General features: G+C 63.0%; 16 protein-coding genes. 7 read left to right on the top strand and 9 right to left on the bottom strand.

Annotation, left to right across the window (positions count from 1 at the left end; all coding sequences use genetic code 11):
* Window positions 1–2: 2 nt before the first annotated feature.
* The 3 genes from KIP88_RS04970 to KIP88_RS04960 are packed head-to-tail and all read left to right on the top strand — an operon-like array spanning window position 3 to window position 3,324.
* Window positions 3–938, top strand: coding sequence for a glyoxylate/hydroxypyruvate reductase A (locus KIP88_RS04970; RefSeq protein WP_214486751.1), 936 nt, complete (start codon window positions 3–5; stop codon window positions 936–938).
* Window positions 939–947: 9 nt separating this feature from the next.
* Window positions 948–2,024, top strand: a complete 1,077-nt coding sequence (locus KIP88_RS04965; protein ID WP_214486750.1) for a phosphotransferase — start codon at window positions 948–950, stop codon at window positions 2,022–2,024.
* 4 nt (window positions 2,025–2,028) lie between these two features.
* The gene (locus tag KIP88_RS04960) at window positions 2,029–3,324 is read left to right on the top strand and encodes an aspartate aminotransferase family protein (protein ID WP_249790534.1); all 1,296 of its coding nucleotides are present in this window, start codon (window positions 2,029–2,031) and stop codon (window positions 3,322–3,324) included.
* 300 nt (window positions 3,325–3,624) lie between these two features.
* On the opposite strand, the gene KIP88_RS04955 is transcribed toward KIP88_RS04960, so the two are convergent.
* From KIP88_RS04955 to KIP88_RS04940, 4 genes are read right to left on the bottom strand one after another with little or no spacing between them, the layout of a single operon-like run.
* The gene (locus KIP88_RS04955) at window positions 3,625–4,461 is read right to left on the bottom strand and encodes an SDR family NAD(P)-dependent oxidoreductase (protein ID WP_214486749.1); all 837 of its coding nucleotides are present in this window, start codon (window positions 4,459–4,461) and stop codon (window positions 3,625–3,627) included.
* Window positions 4,462–4,467: 6 nt separating this feature from the next.
* On the bottom strand, window positions 4,468–5,346 hold the full coding sequence (locus KIP88_RS04950; RefSeq protein WP_214486748.1) for an alpha/beta fold hydrolase: 879 nt from the start codon (window positions 5,344–5,346) through the stop codon (window positions 4,468–4,470).
* Window positions 5,347–5,372: 26 nt separating this feature from the next.
* On the bottom strand, window positions 5,373–6,422 hold the full coding sequence (locus tag KIP88_RS04945) for a hydroxyacid dehydrogenase (protein WP_214486747.1): 1,050 nt from the start codon (window positions 6,420–6,422) through the stop codon (window positions 5,373–5,375).
* 28 nt (window positions 6,423–6,450) lie between these two features.
* Window positions 6,451–6,597 carry a hypothetical protein gene (locus KIP88_RS04940; protein WP_214486746.1) on the bottom strand — a complete coding sequence of 49 codons (147 nt, stop codon included), beginning with the start codon at window positions 6,595–6,597 and terminating at the stop codon, window positions 6,451–6,453.
* A gap of 197 nt (window positions 6,598–6,794) precedes the next feature.
* Here KIP88_RS04940 and KIP88_RS04935 point away from each other — a divergent pair, with 197 nt between their 5' ends.
* From KIP88_RS04935 to KIP88_RS04925, 3 genes are all read left to right on the top strand, one after another.
* Window positions 6,795–7,349, top strand: coding sequence for a thiamine pyrophosphate-binding protein (locus KIP88_RS04935; protein WP_214486745.1), 555 nt, complete (start codon window positions 6,795–6,797; stop codon window positions 7,347–7,349).
* An 8-nt stretch (window positions 7,350–7,357) separates the two neighbouring features.
* Entirely contained in the window at window positions 7,358–7,966 is a 609-nt protein-coding gene (locus tag KIP88_RS04930) for a thiamine pyrophosphate-dependent enzyme (protein WP_214486744.1), read from the top strand.
* Window positions 7,967–8,043: 77 nt separating this feature from the next.
* Window positions 8,044–8,454: a VanZ family protein gene (locus KIP88_RS04925; protein WP_214486743.1), complete on the top strand. Its 411-nt coding sequence runs from the start codon at window positions 8,044–8,046 to the stop codon at window positions 8,452–8,454.
* Between the two features lie 9 nt (window positions 8,455–8,463).
* Here the strand turns inward: KIP88_RS04925 and KIP88_RS04920 are convergent, their stop codons facing one another.
* The 4 genes from KIP88_RS04920 to gcl form a co-directional block, all read right to left on the bottom strand.
* Window positions 8,464–8,847, bottom strand: a complete 384-nt coding sequence (locus KIP88_RS04920) for a DUF1236 domain-containing protein (protein ID WP_214486742.1) — start codon at window positions 8,845–8,847, stop codon at window positions 8,464–8,466.
* 128 nt (window positions 8,848–8,975) lie between these two features.
* Entirely contained in the window at window positions 8,976–9,863 is an 888-nt protein-coding gene (locus KIP88_RS04915) for a 2-hydroxy-3-oxopropionate reductase (protein ID WP_214486741.1), read from the bottom strand.
* A gap of 27 nt (window positions 9,864–9,890) precedes the next feature.
* Complete coding sequence (hyi, locus tag KIP88_RS04910; protein WP_214486740.1) at window positions 9,891–10,676, bottom strand: hydroxypyruvate isomerase; 786 nt, start codon at window positions 10,674–10,676, stop codon at window positions 9,891–9,893.
* A 17-nt stretch (window positions 10,677–10,693) separates the two neighbouring features.
* The gene (gene gcl / locus KIP88_RS04905) at window positions 10,694–12,493 is read right to left on the bottom strand and encodes a glyoxylate carboligase (RefSeq protein WP_214486739.1); all 1,800 of its coding nucleotides are present in this window, start codon (window positions 12,491–12,493) and stop codon (window positions 10,694–10,696) included.
* A 461-nt stretch (window positions 12,494–12,954) separates the two neighbouring features.
* On the opposite strand from gcl, the gene KIP88_RS04900 reads away from it, so the two are divergent.
* Window positions 12,955–13,383 (top strand): universal stress protein, encoded by a 429-nt coding sequence (locus KIP88_RS04900; RefSeq protein ID WP_214486738.1) that lies wholly within the window; start codon window positions 12,955–12,957, stop codon window positions 13,381–13,383.
* 163 nt (window positions 13,384–13,546) lie between these two features.
* Here the strand turns inward: KIP88_RS04900 and KIP88_RS04895 are convergent, their stop codons facing one another.
* The gene (locus KIP88_RS04895; RefSeq protein ID WP_214486737.1) at window positions 13,547–13,810 is read right to left on the bottom strand and encodes a hypothetical protein; all 264 of its coding nucleotides are present in this window, start codon (window positions 13,808–13,810) and stop codon (window positions 13,547–13,549) included.
* Between the last annotated feature and the right edge of the window lie 72 nt (window positions 13,811–13,882).

The following is a 13,882-nucleotide window of genomic DNA, read 5'->3' as shown; positions in this document are numbered from 1 at the left end:
CGATGCGCTGCGTCCTGGTTAGCAAGAGCCTCGATCTTCGCGGCTATCTCGGCCCGCAATTCATGCGCGCCGCCGACCGCATCGAAATCGTCAGCCATCCGCACGAGGGTCCGGCAACGGACGTGCGGCTGGCGGTGGCCTGGCATCCGCCGGATGACGCATTCGAACGCTATCCCAATCTGCAGGCCGTCTGCTCGATCGGCGCCGGCGTCGACAACATTTTGGCGTGTCCCAGCCTTCGCCCCGATGTCGACGTGATCCGTGTCGTTGACCCGGCGCAGGCGCAGATGATGTCGGGTTTCGTTGCCTGGCACGTCATCGGCCATCAGCGGCGCTTTGCGGCCTATCGGGCGCAGCAGCGCGAGGAACGCTGGCAGCGTCTCGCCCTGCGCCGCGCGCAGGACGTGCCGGTCGGCATTCTGGGCTTTGGCGAAATCGGCCGCAGGGTCGCCGCCGATCTTGCCTTGCTTGGCTTTCCGGTCATGGCGTGGAGCCGAACCGCAAAGCCTGCGCCGCAAGGCGTGCGCGGTTTTCACGGCGCGGCCGGCTTGGAGGCCATGCTCGGCCAGACCGAGGTTCTCGTGAACCTGCTGCCGCTGACGCCGGAGACCAAGGGCATCCTCAATCAAAGGACGTTCGCGCGAATGTATCGTGGCGGCTACCTGATCCAGGTCGGCCGCGGCGAGCATCTGGTCGAAGCCGATCTGCTCGCTGCGCTGGAAAGCGGCCAGCTTGCCGGCGCTTCGCTCGATGTGTTCGCGGCCGAACCATTGGCGCCGCGGCATCCGTTCTGGCGACACCCCCGCATTGTCGTCACGCCGCACGATGCCTGCGAAGTCAGCGTCGAAGCGATCGGGGCAACGTTTCGCGCGACGGCGGAAGCGATACGCGCCGGCCGGCGCCCGCCGCACTCCATCGACCGCGAACGCGGCTACTGAGCGACACCAATGGATATTCTAGTGCCGGACTCGTCTCCTGCGACGGTTGCCGCTCATCCCATCGACACGCTGCGCGCCGCATCCGCCGTCCCGGAAGCGCTGGCCCAACGACTGGCGGCCGAGCACTACGGCCTGATCGCTGCCGTGCACCGGCTCGACAGTGAGCGCGATCAAAACTTTCGTCTGCGCTCGCTGAGTGGCCGCGAATATGTCCTGAAAATTGCCAATCCCGCGGAAGACCGCGCGGTGACCAACCTGCAGACGGAGGCCCTGCTCCACCTCGCTGCCGCGGACCCCGGCCTGCCGGTCCCGCGTATCTTTCCGGCGCGGAACGGCATGACAGAGCTTGATGTTACATTCGACGACGGCTCGATCCGGGTGGTGCGCCTGTTGTCGTATCTCGCGGGAACCCCGATGCATGCGGTCGCAGGGTCGACAGCGCTGCGGCGCGATCTCGGCCGGTGCGCCGCACGGCTTGCGCGGGGGCTTTCCGATTTCAGCCATCGCGGCGCCAATCACAAACTGCTTTGGGACCTTCAGCACGCCGCCGAACTGCGGCCGCTGATCGACGGCGTCCCCGGCGAGCGGCGCAGTCTGGTTGAGGATGTTCTCGAGGGTTTCGAAACCAACGCCCTGCCGATACTTCCGCAGTTGCCGACCCAGCCGGTCCATAATGACCTCAACCCGCATAACGTCGTCGTCGACCCCGAAACCCATGCCAGCGTTGCCGGGATCATCGATTTCGGCGATCTCACCTGCACCGCGCGGATCAATGACCTCGCGATCACGGCGGCGTATCAGGTTGCCGACAACGACGATCCCCTTGCGCCGGCCTGCGAGATGATCGCGGCCTACCATGCCGTGCTGCCGCTCGAACCCGCCGAACTCGGCGTGCTGTTCGACCTGATCGCCACGCGCATGGCCATGACGGTCGTGATCAGCAGTTGGCGCGCCGCCCGTTATCCTGCTAACCGGAGCTACATTCTGCGCAACAATGGTGCGGCCTGGGCGCGGCTGCAGCGCATGGCCACGCTGTCGCGCGACCAGGCCAGATTTCAGATTCAACGCGCATGCGATGTGGAGTAGAGAGATGTCCGCCGCCGATGAGGCCATTTCGACACAAGACATGATCGCGCGGCGAAGCCGGCTGCTCGGGCCGGCTTACCGGCTGTTCTACGACCAGCCGGTCCAGTTCGTTCGAGGCGAAGGCGTCTGGCTCTACGACGCCGCCGGTCATCGCTATCTGGACGCCTACAACAACGTTGCATCCGTCGGGCACTGCCACCCGCACGTCGTGCAGGCGATTGCACGGCAGGCCGCCGTGCTCAACACGCATACGCGCTACCTGCATGAGACCGTGCTCGACTTTGCGGAAAAACTGCTCGCGACGTTTCCACCCCAGATCGGTCACGTCATGTTCACCTGCACCGGCAGCGAGGCCAACGACCTCGCGCTGCGCGTCGTGCGAACCTGCACCGGCGGCACCGGCTTCATCGTCACGGCAAACGCCTATCACGGCGTCACCAGCGCGTTGACTGAGCTGTCTCCCTCGCTTGGACTTCCGCTTCCGGAAGGAAGCCACGTGCGGCTCGTGCCGGCGCCGGGTTCGGCCGCAAACGCCGGCGAAATCTTTGCCGGTCACGTCAGTGACGCATTGGCCGATATGAAGAAGAGCGGCATCCGTCCGGCAGCGCTTCTGGTCGATACGATCTTTTCAAGCGACGGCGTGTTCGCCGATCCCCCTGGTTTTTTGCGTCCCGCGGTCGAAGCCGTTCGGGCAGAAGGGGCGCTGTTCATCGCTGACGAAGTGCAACCCGGCTTCGGCCGTTGCGGCGGGCAGATGTGGGGCTTTGCGCGCCATGGCCTCGTGCCCGATCTGGTCACGATGGGCAAGCCGATGGGCAATGGCCATCCGGTCGCCGGGATGGCAGCGCGTCCTGAGCTGCTGGCAGAGTTTGGCCGGCGGTCGCGCTACTTCAACACCTTTGGCGGCAATCCGGTATCGGCCGCCGCCGGCATTGCGGTGCTCGACGTGATCGAGTCCGAGAGGTTGATGCAGAACGCGCAACATACCGGTGGCTATCTGGTCAAGCTGCTCATGGAGTTGCAGGCGCGGCACAAGTTGATCGCCGAAGTGCGCGGTGCCGGGCTATTCGTCGGCGTCGAACTGCGGCACGGTGGACAAACGGGCGCGCCTGCCACTGCGGAGGCGCTGCGTGTCGTGAACCTGCTGCGTGAACGGCGCGTGCTGATCAGCTCAGCCGGACCGCACGGCAATGTGCTCAAGATCCGTCCACCGCTGGTGTTCGGCACCGAACATGCCGACCTGCTTGTCGAGACGCTCGATAAGGCGCTGGCGGAAGTAGATGTAATGTCGGAGGAGTAAACGCAGCGCGCCTTAAGCGCCGGCGGCCGGCAGGCTGGCGGCGGCGATGGCGACGATCTGTGCTATGCGGCGTCCAATCCGGGACGGGGCGTTGCGCAGAAATGAACGAACCTGTCGCATCTGACTTCTTCCATGGGCGCCGGTGGAACAAGGGCGCACAGGGAAAATGGTCTCAAGCAGCTAAGTAGTCGAGATCCCAGGGAAAATAGCAATGCGCGCTTCGTCCGGGGGCTGATCGGCAGTGGATTTATTGCCCCGATCGACCTGCCGGCGGATGAAATCTTCTCCCCGGATTTTGGCTCATAGCCCGGTGATGCCGCTGTCGACCGCCAGCGCCTGCGCGTTGACGTAAACGCTCTCGTCGGAGATGAAAAACAACACCGCGTAGGCGATTTCCCAGCCCGTCGCCATCCGCCCGAACGGAACGCCCGCCGCGCTTCGCGATGGCCGGCCGGCGCTGGTGTGCCGGCCGAGCGGCGTATCGACCAGGCCCGGGTAGATGATGTTGGCGCGGATGCCGCGCCTGGCGCCTTCCTTCGCGACATTGCGCATCAACCCGCCGAGCGCTGCCTTCGACGCGTCATAGGCGATCAGCTGCGAACCGGAACGAAGGGCTGCGATCGAGGAGATGAACACGATCGAGGACCCGTCGGCGATGTGCTTGAGCGCCTTGCGGCAGCAGAGCATCGGGCCGGTCGGATTGACCGCAAACGTATCGTTCCACTCCTTGAGGTCCACGCCGTCGAGGCCGAGCGCGCCCACCCCGACACCAACATTGAGCACCATGCCGTCAATGCCGCCGAGACCCTCCATCGCCTCGTCGATCATCCGGTTCACATCGGCTTCATGCGCGATGTTGGCTTCGATCGAAAAGGCCTGGCCTCCCTCGGCCGCAATGCGCTGGACGGTATCATCGGCGCTGGCCCGGTTCAGATCGGCGACCGCGACATGGGCCCCTTCCCTCGCAAACAGCAACGACATGGCCCGTCCGTTTCCAACCGGATCGGTGGCGGCGTCGAACGTCCGCTGCCCGCCGCCGACGACCAGAATCTTGCGGTCCTGAAGCCGCCCACGACCCGGCGCCTCACCTGCGGATTCCGGACTTAGCTGGCGGACATGGCGTATCTTGTCTGACATTTCATCTCACTGTGCTTGAACGGGCTGCGGCGCACCGAGAAACCGCCGCAGCAACGCGAGGACTTCATCGAGCCGGTCGTGATGAAGCCAGTGTCCAGCGCCCACAACCTTTTCCAACGTGGCGTGCTTGAAATGGCTGAGCAGGCCGGCGGCCTCCGGATCGGGAAGAAAGCTTTCGCTGCCCCACATCAGTAGCGTGGGACAGGTAATCCGCGACCACAAGGCGATATGGTCGTCCGGCGACAGCCGATACGGCGCCCTCGCCCGCTGGTAATGATCGAACTTCCAGCGATAAAGGCCGTCGGTGTCCTGCCGGACGCCGTGCCGGGCGAGATGAAGCGCCAGTTCGGGCGTCAGCCGCTTGTTGCGCGTCGAAAGCCGCTGCGCCGCTTGCTCGATCGTGCGGAAGGCGCTGGGATCGCGCTCCCCGATGCGGTCGAGCTGATCGATCCATCGCGACATCTGTTCATGGATCGGCGCGGGTTGTGAACTCGACAGGAAGGCCCCGTCCAACACCGCAAGGCGCGATATCCGATCCGGATAGGTTCCAGCATAGGCGAGCGAGATCATTCCCCCCAGCGAATGACCGACGATGGGGGCATCCTGCAGCTCCGTGAAGCGCATCAAGCGACTGAGGTCATAAACATGATCGGTCAGGCTGTAGCTGCTTCCTTTCGCCCATTCGGAATCGCCGTGCCCGCGCAGATCCGGGGCGATGATATGGAAGTGCGGCTGCAATTCCCGCGCGATCGCATCCCAGTTGCGGCAATGGTCGAGCCCGCCATGGACCAGGATCAAAGGCGGCGCGGCTTCGTTGCCCCAGTCGACATAGTGCAACCGCAGCCCCTGGGACTCATAAAAGCGGTCTGCCGGTTCGGCCATCATGGATCGTCTCTTGTGGAGGTGACGGCCTATTTCGGCACAAATCCGAACGTCCGCTCGAAGCGCTTCACGTAAGCCGGCCACACCTCGGGATTGACGACGCGCGGCGGGCGCTTGCCGTCCAGCGCATCGAGAATCTGTTCGGCGGCGATCCTGCCCATATTTACCCGCGCTTCCTTCGTCACACCGGCCGTGTGCGGGCTGGCCAGCACATTGTCGAACTGCAGCAGCGGATGCTCCGGCGGCGGTGGCTCCTTGTCCCAGACGTCAAGCCCGGCTCCGGCAATCCGCTTGTCGCGCAGCGCTTCGTACAGCGCCTCCTCGTCGTGAATGAAGCCGCGCGCGGTCGTGATGAAAAATGCGTGCGGCTGCATCAGTGCGAATTCGCGGGCGCCGATCATACGGCGATTGTCCTTGGTGAGAGGGCATGAGATCGAGACGAAGTCCGAACGGCGCATCAGATCGTGAAGCTCAACCTTTTCGCCACCGCGGGCGACGATTTCTTCCGCAGTCAAATACGGATCGTAGGCGATCACCTTCATATGCAAGAGGCCGTTGCAGAGCTCGGCGATGCGGCGGCCGACATTGCCGATGCCGACGATACCGACGGTCTTGCCCTGAAGCTCATTGCCGATCAGCGAATTTCGATTGACATTGGCCTCGCGGCGCAGCGCGCGGTCGGATTCCAGGATGCGCTTGGACAGCGTCAGCATCATCCCGAGCGCATGCTCGGCGACCGAATTGGCGTTGCCGCCGGATTGGTTGACGACCAGCACACCCGCCGCCGTGCAGGCATCGACATCGACGGGATCGAAGCCCGCGCCGTTCGAGGACACGATCAGGAGGTTCGGCGCGCGCTGCAACAGGTCCCTGTCGACATGGAAATGCCTGGCGATCTCGTCGCGCGCCGCACCGACCTGATAGGCATGCGCCGCCGCCAGAATTGGCGCTGCGACCGCATCGGGACTGTCGTTCTCCAGCCGGTCGAGCCGAACGTCGGCGCGCGCTTTCAGGATATCGATATAGATCTCGTGGGCGAGATACTTGACGTAGAACACACGCTTGTTGTTGACGGTCATGTTTCCTTGCAACTTTCCTTGGCAACTTTCAGTTCGGCAGAGCGTAGGGCTTGACTGGCTTGGCGATGGTCGCTCGGGACCACGATCGGGTGACAAATCTCAGCGGAAGTGCGGGCGTTGCTGCCGCAGCGGCCAGCGCCGCGGCGTTGGCAGCAGTCCGGATACGTTCAGCCATATCCCCTCCCATATCTTTTCTTATTTATCTCACATCGTCGCATGCCGCTGTAGCGCTGCGAGGCGCAGAGCCGGATACGATCAGGACATGTTGACAATCCCGCCGATGGCGTCAAGTTTCGCCGCTCAAGGGATGAGCGCGAACGAAAGATCGTCGCGGGTAGCGAACGAAAGATCGTCGCGGTAAAGGAGACCAAAATGGCGGTTGCGGAGGAAAAAACCTCGCCCGAAACCTCTGAGAAGAGCTGGCACGGCATCGTGCTGCAAACCCTCAAGCGCAACGATATTCGCCTTGTCCCCTATGTGCCCGACCGCGTCCTGACGACGCTGATCAGGAATCTGCACGCCGATCCCTTTTTCACGACCTTCCCCACCGCGCGCGAGGAGGAAGCGGTCGGCATCGTCTCCGGCGCCTGGATGGGCGGCATGCGCGGCGCGGTGCTGATGCAGACTTCGGGATTTGCCACGCTGGCGAACGTGCTGGCGTCGCTGGCGATCCCCTACCAGATTCCGCTGATCATGTTCGTGTCCGAACGCGGCACGCTCGGCGAATTCAACTACGGCCAGTCGCTGGTGTGCCGCACCATGCGCCCCGTGCTGGATTCGCTCGCGATGGAGCACCACACCGCCACAAGGCTCGATGAATTCGAGTTTATCGTCGACCGCTCCATCAAGCAGGCCATCACCACGCAGGCGCCGGTGGCGCTGATCCTCTCGCCGCTGCTGACCGGCGGCAAGGTCTTCGACAAGTGAGCGATCTCATGAACAACGACAACCCGGCCCGCAATACCAAGGTCATGAACCGCTTCGATCTCACCTCGCGGCTGATCGCGAAATTGAAGAACGAGGAAGCCGTGATCGGCGGCATCGGCAATACCAATTTCGACCTGTGGGCCGCCGGCCACCGGCCGCAGAATTTCTACATGCTCGGCAGCATGGGCCTCGCCTTCCCGATCGCGCTCGGCGTGGCGCTGGCGCAACCGGACCGGCGCGTGTTCGCGCTGGAAGGCGATGGCTCGCTGTTGATGCAACTGGGGTCGCTCTCGACGATTGCGACGCTGGCGCCGAAGAACCTCATCATGGTGGTGATGGACAACGGCATCTACCAGATCACCGGCGCGCAACCGACGCCGGGTGCCGCCGTCGCCGACATCGTCGCCATCGCAGTCGCGAGCGGGCTCACCAACAGCAGCTGGGCGGCGGACGAAGACGATTTCGAGCGACTGATCGAAGAGTCCATGTCGGCCACAGGCCCGACGCTGATCGGCGTGCGTATCGACGAGAAGCCGGGCACAGGCACCACCCGCCGCGACCCCGTGCAGATCCGGGAGCGCTTCATGCACGGAATGGGCGTACGGGAGCCTCTCTAAAAGGCAGTTAACCACAGACATCGCCCATTCGCGCGGATGGGGGGTGTCCGGCGCGTAAACTGTGCTATGCGACCCTCATGACGATCATCCTTCGACTATTTGCCTGGAGCCTGGCCGCCGCCGTCGCCTTTGCGACGCTCGGGCCGGCAGAACGACGGCCGCACTTGAACCTCGGACAGAACGGAGAGCACGCACTTGCCTTCGTACTGCTGGGGCTCGCTTTCGGACTGGCCTACACCCGCAACCGGTTGCACACGGCGGCCTTCGTCATCGCCTTCACCGGCCTGATCGAAATCCTGCAGTTTTTGGCGCCCGGCCGGCACGCCCGGATGCAGGACTTTGTGGTCGACGCGCTAGCGGCATCCCTCGGGCTTGCGATTGCTGGGGCGCTCGACTGGACGATCAGGCGAACGCAGTTCGCTGCGATAGGCGCCCGCACAAAAAGTCCTCGCGGGACAACGACCCGCGAGGACTTAACTTCAGAATAGCCGTCTTCGTTAGTCGATGATCCTGACGACCCGGCGCGTGCGCGGCTCCACGATCACACGGCGATCATTGACGACCGCATAGCCGTATTCGGTGTGCTGCGGCACCGCACGCAACTCGACGGTTGGCGGCAGCGGCTCGCCAACGACCACCCGCTCACGGACCACGACAGAACGGTCCCGCGGGAGCCCGGTAATCACAGCGTTCGGAATTTCCACGGCCGCGCCGACCGCAGCACCCACGGTGCCGCCGACGATGGCGCCGACCGGACCTGCGGCTTCACCACCCCTCGCGGCGCCCTCCGCCGCACCTTGCGCGGTGGTCGATTGAGCAAAAGCCGCGCCCGGGACCAGCAGCGAAGCGGCAATCAGCGAAACAGCCAAACGATTATTCATCACATCCTCCAGTGAATTGACGATGTGTCTCAACCACTGGAAGCGTGAGAGGTTCCTGTTCCAATGCGGCAGCAAAAGAGCCGCGCCGAAATTTCGACGCGGTTCCAGTCACAGGGGAGTTCCGGTCTTCAGCCTTTTGCGACCTGATGGTTCGCCATCATCTCCAGCGCCCGCACCATGCCCGAATGGTCCCACGCCTTGCCGCCATGGGCGGCGCAGGAGCTGAACAATTGCTGGGCCACCGCCGTGCTCGGCAGGGAAATGCCGAGCGCACGCGCGCCTTCCAGCGCCAGGTTGAGATCCTTCTGGTGCAACTCGATACGGAAGCCCGGCTCAAAATTGCGCTTCACCATGCGCTCGCCATGCACTTCAAGAATGCGCGACGATGCAAAGCCGCCCATCAGTGCCTGCCGCACCAGCGCCGGATCCGCGCCGGCTTTCGACGCGAACAACAGCGCCTCGCCGACCGCCTCGATCGTCAGCGCCACGATGATCTGGTTGGCAACTTTCGTGGTCTGCCCGTCGCCGTTGGCGCCAACCAGCGTGACGTTCTTGCCCATCTTGTCGAACACGGGCTTCATGGCGTTGAACGCGCGCTCGGGTCCACCGACCATGATGGTGAGGCTGGCCGCCTTGGCGCCGACCTCGCCGCCGGAGACGGGCGCATCGAGATAATCGGCGCCGAGCGCTTCCACCTTCTTCGCAAATTCCTTGGTGGCAAGCGGCGAGATCGAACTCATGTCGACGACGATTTTCCCCTTCGAGAGCCCCTCCGCGACGCCGTTCGGTCCGAACAACACCGCCTCCACATGCGGCGTATCAGGCACCATAATGATGACGATGTCGGCCTTCTCGGCGACTTCCTTGCCGGACTTGCAGACCGCGCCGCCCGCAGCGACCAGTTCCGGCGCAATCGGTCCTACATCGTGCAGAAACAGGTGATGGCCGGCGGCCTGGAGATGGCCTGCCATCGGGCGCCCCATGGTGCCGAGGCCGATAAAGCCGATATCGCTCATATCAAACTCCCCTTTGTCGTTTCTTGTTCAGGTATCGGCCGTCAGCGCGGCGTGCCAACCGAGGCCCTCGACCGTCGTCGTCCTCGGCTTGTATTCGCACCCGACCCAGCCACGATAACCAATAGCGTCGAGATGGCGGAACAGGAAGGGATAGTTGATCTCGCCCGTACCCGGCTCATTGCGGCCGGGATTATCGGCAAGCTGGACGTGGGCGATGCGGGCCAAGTGTTTTTGCAGCGTTCGCGCAATGTCGCCTTCCATTATTTGCATATGGTAGATGTCGTACTGCACAAACAGATTGCTCGATCGCACTTCCGCAACGATCTGAAGCGCCTGTTCGGTCCGGTTCAGAAAGAAGCCCGGAATATCGATCGTGTTGATCGGCTCGATCAGAAGCTTGATCCCTTCCCTGGCGAGCGCGTCCGCGGCAAAGCGCAGGTTGCCTACCAATACTTCGTTGAGATCGATCGCATCAGCGCCGTCGGGCGCGATGCCGACGAGGCAGTTGAGCTGATGGCAATCGAGCGCCTTGGCGTAGTCGATGGCGCGCGCGACACCGTCGCGAAACTCCTCGACCCTGTCGGGCAGGATGGCGATGCCGCGCTCGCCGGCGGCCCAATTGCCCGCGGGAAGATTGTGCAGCACCTGCGTCAGCCCGTGCTGGTGCAACTGCTCGCGCAGCTCGGCCTTGTCGAAATCATAGGGGAACAGATATTCAACTCCGCTAAATCCTGCGGCCTTGGCGGCGGCGAAGCGATCGAGGAACGGCTGCTCGCCGAACAGCATGGTGAGATTGGCGGCAAATTTGGGCACGATCTACTCTCCTCGATTTATGCTGGCAGCAGCTTGCCGGGTTGTGACACAGTCGGTTTTGCCGGCGTGTCGTCCAGCGGCAGATCGAGCACCTCCTCGAATTCGACGATGTTGTCGATCTCGGTACCCATCGAGATGTTGGTGACCCGTTCGAGAATGAACTCGACAACGACTGGCACCTGGAATTCGGCCATCCATTCACGCGCGGTCGCGAACGCCGCCTGCGCGTGGTTCGGGTCGGTGACGCGGATCGCCTTGCAGCCGAGCCCCTTGGCGACCGCGACGTGGTCAACGCCATAGACGCCGATCTCGGGCGCGTTGATGTTCTCGAAGGAAAGCTGCACGTGGTAGTCCATGTCGAAGCCGCGCTGCGCCTGGCGGATCAGTCCGAGATAGGAGTTGTTCACGACGACGTGGATGTAGGGCAGCTTGAACTGGGCGCCGACCGCGAGCTCCTCGATCAGGAACTGGAAATCATAGTCGCCCGACAGCGCGACGATCTGGCGCGAAGGATCGGCCGCGCGCACGCCGAGCGCCGCCGGCAGTGTCCAGCCGAGCGGACCGGCCTGCCCCGCATTGATCCAGTTGCGCGGGCCGTAGACGCCGAGGAATTGCGCGCCGGCGATCTGCGACAGGCCGATCACGCTGACATAGCAGGTGTCGCGCCCGAACGCCTTGCTCATCTCTTCATAGACACGCTGCGGCTTGATCGGCATGTCGTCGAAATGGCTCTTGCGCAGCATCGTGCGCTTGCGGTCCTGGCACGCCGCCGGCCACGCCTGCCTCTCCCGGAGCTTGCCGGCCTTGCGCCATTCCCTGGCGACCGTAACGAACAATTCCAGCGCCGCCTTGGCGTCAGACACGATGCCGAAATCGGGATTGAAGACGCGCCCGATCTGCGTCGGCTCGATATCGACATGCACGAACGTCCGACCCTTGGTGTAGGTCTCGATCGAACCGGTGTGCCGGTTGGCCCAGCGGTTGCCGATCCCGAGCACGAAGTCGGATTGCAGCATGGTCGCGTTGCCGTAGCGGTGGCTGGTCTGCAAACCGACCATGCCCGCCATCAGCACGTGATCGTCGGGAATGGCGCCCCACCCCATCAGCGTCGGCACCACCGGAACGTTGACGGTTTCGGCGAACTGCACGAGCAACTCGGACGCATCGGCGTTGATGACGCCTCCGCCCGCGACGATCAGCGGCCGCTCCGCGGCGTTGAGCATTTCGAGCGCCTTCTCGATCTGCTTGCGGGTAGCCGCAGGCTTGTAGACCGGCAGCGGCTCATAGGTCTCGTCGTCGAATTCGATTTCCGCAAGCTGCACGTCGAGCGGCAGGTCGATCAGCACAGGTCCGGGCCGCCCGGAGCGCATGATGTGGAACGCCTGGCTGAACACGCGCGGCACCAGCGCCGGCTCGCGCACCGTGACCGCCCATTTCGTCACGGGTTTTGCGATCGACTCGATATCGATGGCCTGAAAGTCTTCCTTGTAGAGGCGCGCGCGCGGCGCCTGCCCGGTGATGCACAGGATCGGGATCGAATCCGCGATCGCCGAATAGAGCCCCGTGATCATGTCGGTGCCGGCCGGCCCCGATGTGCCGATGCAGACGCCGATATTGCCGGCCTTGGCGCGAGTGTAACCCTCAGCCATGTGGGAGGCGCCCTCGACATGCCGCGCCAGGATGTGGCCGATCGAGCCGCGCTTCTTCAGCGCGGAGTAAAGCGGGTTGATCGCCGCTCCGGGAACACCGAAGGCGATGGTGACGCCTTCCTTTTCCAGGATCCGTACGGCCGCATCGATCGCTCGCATCTTCGCCATGTCGCGCCTCGCTATGTTTGCTCGACACGATGATCACGGGAACGACAGACGATCTCAACGAAGCTTAATTTGTTTCCCGCGATGTGGAACGGTCGGTGAAAAACGAAGGCGAATCAGATGGTTGGAGCGGCTGCACATTGAAATGCCTGCTGCAAGTGAAGGTCTTTCGCGAAAGCGGGTATAGGCCCTGTCGACCGCTGCCGGGCGGTGACGAGATCCGACAACGACTGACGCGAGTTGGAACGTTGGGACGATCATAACTGCGTTGGCGATGTCCGCTTTAACGCGCCTTGCGGTTTCAAATTCGACATCGCACGGGGGCCGAGAAGGCGCCAATTGCGGACATCTGGATTGCGGCACGATGGGCCGATAGATTGATTTATCTCAAGACTATATCCGAAACGCGCGCCCAGCTTACATTCGGAAGGCAGCGATATGTCCAGACAATCGGGAGGTGAAGCATGTACCGGCATATTCTCATTCCGACAGATGGGTCGGAGCTGGCGGAGCATGGGGTGGCGCATGGGTTGGCGCTGGCGAAATCCCTTGGCGCCAAGACATCTGTAATCTTCGTTGTGGAACCGTTTTCAGAAATGACGGGGCGGTTTCTTGAAACCGTCGCAACATATGCTGAGCTGCGCAAGGAACAGGCCGCGAGCGTGCTGGCTCGCGCGGCAAATGCGGCCAAGGAGGCTGGTGTTTCCTGCGAGACGGTTCAAGTGGAGAACGCGCAACCCCATCAAGCCATCATCGCAGCAGCCGAGGACAAAGGCTGCGATCTAATTGTTATGTCATCGCATGGGCGCAGCGGACTTTCCATGCTTCTGATCGGCAGTGTGACAAACAAGGTGCTGACGCTCGCGAAAACCCCCGTACTGGTTTGTCACTGAATGTGCAGACCGCTCGATGGATCAAGTAAGCGCGCCGGGAGATGGAGATAATGTCCGGTTGAGAGCATTCGCGTCATTTTGACCGGCTGCCCGTGACATCCGGCTTCCCCAGGAAGTGGACATCATCACGGCCGGTCGGCAGGCCTTGACGAAGATGCAGGCTTCATTTCGGAAGGCATTCCACATTATAGGCAATGATAATCTGCGCCGGGTCAGCTTTGCCGATGGTCTTCAGGTCTTCTAGGCCACTTCTCAGCTTATCGCCGGCATCCCTTAAACTTCCTTCAAGCGCCGACTTGGCCACCCTGCATCGTTCTTCGCTCGAGAACTCCTGAAACACCACGGTCGGAAGGAGCCTCCATTCGGCCCTGTCGTTGGTGGCGGCCGGGCTGACTGAGTAGGAGAAGACGTACATGAGGACCCACATTGGCCTGCTCCACTGTGATGCGACGACTTGCGCGGAGCGTCGCAGACTTCCGAGCAACCCGGCCGTTCTTGA

It is taken from the genome of Bradyrhizobium sp. SRL28 (genome assembly GCF_018596315.1).
Classification (GTDB): Bacteria; Pseudomonadota; Alphaproteobacteria; order Rhizobiales; family Xanthobacteraceae; genus Bradyrhizobium.
This window is presented reverse-complemented; position numbering and strand designations above follow the sequence as displayed.